Here is a 4,072-nt window from a genome sequence, read left to right on the forward strand (position 1 = left end):
CCGAGGCGGGCGTTCGCCGGATCAACGTCTCGCTGGATACCCTGAAGCCAGACCTGTTCCGACGACTGACGCGCGGCGGCGACCTGGCCAAGGTTCTGGCCGGCGTGGCGGCGGCGCGGGACGCCGGTCTCAAGGTCAAGATCAACGCGGTCGCGCTGGCGGACGACAACGCCGCCGAACTGCCCGACCTGATCCGCTGGGCCCATGGCGAAGGCCACGACATCACGCTGATCGAGACCATGCCGATGGGCGAGATCGAGGCCGACCGGACCGACCAGTACCTGTCGCTGCGCGACGTGCGGACACAGTTGGAGAGCTTCTGGACGCTGGAGGATCTGCCGCTCTCCACCGGCGGCCCGGCGCGCTATGTCCGGGTGGCCGAAACCGGCGGGCGGCTCGGCCTGATCACCCCGCTCAGCCACAATTTCTGCGAGGCCTGCAACCGCGTGCGGCTGACCTGCACCGGCACCCTGCACACCTGCCTCGGCCAGGAGGACGCCACCGACCTGCGCGCCGTGCTGCGCGCCGGCGGCGATGACGCGGCTCTGACCGCGGCGATCCGCGACGCGGTGCGACTGAAGCCCAAGGGCCACGACTTCGACATCGCCCGCGCCGCGCCTGCGGTAAGGCGGCACATGTCGACCACCGGCGGCTGAGCCATGGCGCGGGTCCTGCTCTTCGGCCCCCTGCGCGACCTCGCCGGCTGGCGGGACCGTCGGATCGAGGCCGGCTCTATCGAGGCCTTGCGCGCCGCCATCGCGGATGAAGACGCCGAACTCGCCCGGGCGCTGGCCGGGCCCGGCGTGCAGGTGGCGGTGGACCAGCAGGTCGTGCGTCGCGATGTCGCCCTCTCCACCGGCAGCGAGGTGGCGTTCCTGCCGCCCATGAGCGGCGGATGATTTTCCTGTCAGAGGACCCGTTCGATCCGGGGGCGCTGCTCACGGCGTTTGCGAAAGGCCGATCCGAGACCGGCGCCGTGGCCACCTTCACCGGGCTCGCGCGGGCCGAGGCGGGCAAGACAGACGTTCTGGAACTGGAGGCTTATCCGGGCTTCACCGAGTCCGAGATCGGCAAGATCGCCGAACAGGCCCGGGCGCGCTGGCCGCTGCACGACATCGAGATCCGCCACCGGGTAGGCCGCATCGGGCCGGGCGAACCCATCGTCTTCGTCGCCGTCGCGGCCGGCCACCGCCGCGCCGCCTTTGAGGCCTGCGACTTCCTGATGGACTACCTCAAGAGCCGGGCGCCCTTCTGGAAGAAGGAACACGGTCCCGCCGGCGAACGCTGGGTGGAGCCGACCGCCCAGGATCACGCCGATCGGGAGCGGTGGGGGTAAGCGCCTAGGCCCCCATCCAGGCGCCATGGGCGCCGTAGGGCACGCGGCGCGGCAGGATCACCTCGGCGGCGGGCGCGCCGTCGAAGTCCTGGGCGTTGAGAATGACCAGCGAGCTCTCGTCGCGTCCCTCGTCGTGGCGGATCGCCACCACCCAGCCATCGTCCTCGTCGCGGCCGCCCTCGCGGGGAATGAACACCGGCTCGCTCATGTGAGCGTGTTCGCCCAGGTCGCGGGTCGTCCGCGCGCCGGATCCCAGATCATACTTGTGGAGATAGCGGCCGAGCGTCAGCGAGGGGGCCTGGTCGTCGAGCGAGCCGAGGTAACCCCAGCGGGCTTCCTGGCCCACCAGGTGATCGGCGACCCGGGGGAAGTCGCAGGGCGCATTGTCGACCTGCTCTTCGCGCACCGTTCCGGCGGCGAGGTCGATCGTCCACTTCCACAGCCGTCCGGCCGTGGCCTCACCGCCGTAGAGCTCCTGGAACCCGCCCGCCATCGCATGCTTCTGGCGGCAGACATGGATCACGATGGCGCCGCCATCCTCATAGGCGTTGACCGGATGGAACACGTAGCAGGGTTCGATCTCGAACCAGCGCACATGGCCGCCCGCATCATTGCGCTTCATCACGCCCAGGCGTGCGCCCGCCTCGCGGCGGAACGCGAGCGGCGGATCGCCCCGCATCGCGGCCTTGAGGTCGAACACCACGGGCAGGTCCATGAACACCACGTGGTTCCGGGTGATGTTCCAGTCGTGCATCATCACCGGGTTGGGGATGTCGATCGGCTGGGCCTCGACCAGTTCGCCGGCCGCATCGGCCCGGTAGTAGGTGAGGTAAGGCGCGCGGGCGAGTTGGTAGCCGAAGAACAGGAGCTCGCCGGTCTCCGGACAGACGCGCGGATGCGCGGTCATGGCGCCCTTGAGCTTGCCGCCAAAATCGTGGGCGCCGAGCGTCTCCAGCTCCGGGCTGACCGACCAGGGCAGGTGCTGCTCCTCCAGGGCCAGCCACTTGCCGGCGTGGCGGATGATGCTGGTGTTGGCGGGCGACGCGGCCGGATCGAACATGCCCGACATCAGGTTGAGGTCGTTTTCGTAGTAGGGCGTGCGGACATAGCGATTGCGGTAGCGCGCCTGGCCGCCGTCCAGCATCACCGCGTGCAGCATGCCGTTGCCGGCGAACCAATGATCGCTCTGGCCGGAGCGCGGGTTCATGCCGGCCCGCACATAGGTTCCCGTGAGCTCGCGGGGGATCTCGCCGCGGATCGTGAGCGGGCCCGAGTCCAGCTCGTCGAACACCGGGGCCCAGTTGCCCGACAGGTGCCAGGGCGCAACTTCCAGGTTAGGGGTCTGAGCATTCATCAGCGGGCTCCCGTGAGCGGCAGGTCTCAGGCGCCCGCCTTCAGTTCGGACACTGTGCGCGGCGCCGAACGCCGGTCAATGCACGAGTGGTTCGCGCGAGCGTTCGGGCGCGCTAGAACAACGACCGAAGGAGTCCTGACCCCATGAACGCCCCAGCCTTCACGCCCGGCGGCAAGATCGACGCCGCCAAGCCGTTCAAGCCCGTCAAGGTGGCGGTGCTGACCATTTCCGACACCCGCGACGAGGAAAGCGACACCTCGGGCGACCTGCTGGCCGGCCGGGTCAGCGGGGCGGGCCATGAGCTCGTGGCGCGCGGCATCGTCAAAGACGACGTGGACCAGATTCGCGCCCAGATCCGCGCCTGGGTGGCGCAGGGCGTGGAGGCGATCGTCAGCACCGGCGGCACCGGCATCACCGGCCGCGACGTGACGCCGGAGGCCGTGCGGCCGTTATTCGACAAGGAAATCGACGGCTTCTCGGTGATCTTCCACCTGGTCAGCTATCAGTCGGTGGGGCTCTCCACGCTGCAGTCCCGCGCGCTGGCCGGGATTGTCGGCGGGTGCTTCGTCTTCTGCCTGCCAGGCTCCAACGGGGCCGTGAAAGACGGCTGGGACAAGGTGATCTCCGCCCAGCTCGACAGCCGCCATGGCCCCTGCAACATGGTCGAACTCATGCCCCGCCTGATGGAATCGTGAGCCGTCTGACCCACATTGACGAGACCGGCCGGGCGCGGATGGTCGATGTCTCAGACAAGGCGGCGACGTCCCGCGAAGCGGTGGCGGAGGGCTTTGTGCGCATGGCGCCGGAAACCCTGGCCCTGGCGCTCTCCGGCGCGGGCGCCAAGGGCGAGGTGCGGGCCGTGGCCGAAGTGGCCGGCGTTATGGCCGCCAAGCGCACGTCCGACCTGATCCCCATGTGCCACCCGCTGCCGATCACCAAGGCTGAGGTGCGGGTCGAGCCGGGTGACGGCGGCCTTCGGGTCACCGCGCGGGTCAAGACCACCGGCCAGACGGGCGTCGAGATGGAGGCCCTGACCGCGGTCTCGGTGGCGTGTCTCACGCTCTACGACATGCTGAAGGCGGCCGAGAAGGGCATGGTCATCGAGGCCGTGCGGCTGGTCTCAAAGACCGGCGGCAAGTCCGGGGACTGGGCTAACCTCCCCCGCGAAGCGGCGGGAGGGGGACCGCCCGCCGAGGACCGCTAAGTCTGAAGAGCGGGGGGTGGAGGGGGCGAGCCACATCCACCCGCCATCCGCCGCCAATCGGTCAGCTGAGCCTTAGGCTCGCCCCCTCCACCATCGGCTCTCCGCGCTGCGCGCTTGGCCGATGGTCCCCCTCCCGCCGCTGTGCGGGGGAGGTGAAAAACGAAAAGGGCGGGGCCTT

6 protein-coding genes are annotated in these 4,072 nt (G+C 69.6%); 5 read left to right on the top strand and 1 reads right to left on the bottom strand.

Going from position 1 to position 4,072, the window contains the following annotated elements; all coding sequences use genetic code 11:
• The 3 genes from ACIQ3R_RS16050 to ACIQ3R_RS16060 all read left to right on the top strand — a co-directional run.
• The coding region (locus tag ACIQ3R_RS16050; protein WP_397419860.1) for a GTP 3',8-cyclase MoaA at window positions 1-656 on the top strand (656 nt) is incomplete at its 5' end.
• Window positions 657-659: 3 nt separating this feature from the next.
• Entirely contained in the window at window positions 660-899 is a 240-nt protein-coding gene (locus tag ACIQ3R_RS16055) for a MoaD/ThiS family protein (protein ID WP_397419861.1), read from the top strand.
• Entirely contained in the window at window positions 896-1,336 is a 441-nt protein-coding gene (locus tag ACIQ3R_RS16060) for a molybdenum cofactor biosynthesis protein MoaE (protein ID WP_397419862.1), read from the top strand. The genes ACIQ3R_RS16055 and ACIQ3R_RS16060 overlap by 4 nt, the downstream gene beginning before the upstream one ends.
• A 4-nt stretch (window positions 1,337-1,340) precedes the next feature.
• Here ACIQ3R_RS16060 and ACIQ3R_RS16065 read toward each other — a convergent pair whose 3' ends face one another.
• The gene (locus ACIQ3R_RS16065) at window positions 1,341-2,690 is read right to left on the bottom strand and encodes a carotenoid oxygenase family protein (protein WP_397419863.1); all 1,350 of its coding nucleotides are present in this window, start codon (window positions 2,688-2,690) and stop codon (window positions 1,341-1,343) included.
• 143 nt (window positions 2,691-2,833) lie between these two features.
• Here ACIQ3R_RS16065 and moaB point away from each other — a divergent pair, with 143 nt between their 5' ends.
• Together moaB and moaC are read left to right on the top strand one after the other, a co-directional pair.
• The gene (moaB, locus tag ACIQ3R_RS16070; RefSeq protein ID WP_397419864.1) at window positions 2,834-3,385 is read left to right on the top strand and encodes a molybdenum cofactor biosynthesis protein B; all 552 of its coding nucleotides are present in this window, start codon (window positions 2,834-2,836) and stop codon (window positions 3,383-3,385) included.
• Window positions 3,382-3,894, top strand: a complete 513-nt coding sequence (gene moaC, locus ACIQ3R_RS16075; protein ID WP_397419865.1) for a cyclic pyranopterin monophosphate synthase MoaC — start codon at window positions 3,382-3,384, stop codon at window positions 3,892-3,894. Before moaB ends, moaC begins: the two co-directional genes overlap by 4 nt.
• Window positions 3,895-4,072 lie beyond the last annotated feature (178 nt).

Origin of the sequence: Phenylobacterium sp. (genome assembly GCF_044371015.1) — a bacterium.
Lineage (GTDB): Bacteria > Pseudomonadota > Alphaproteobacteria > Caulobacterales > Caulobacteraceae > Phenylobacterium.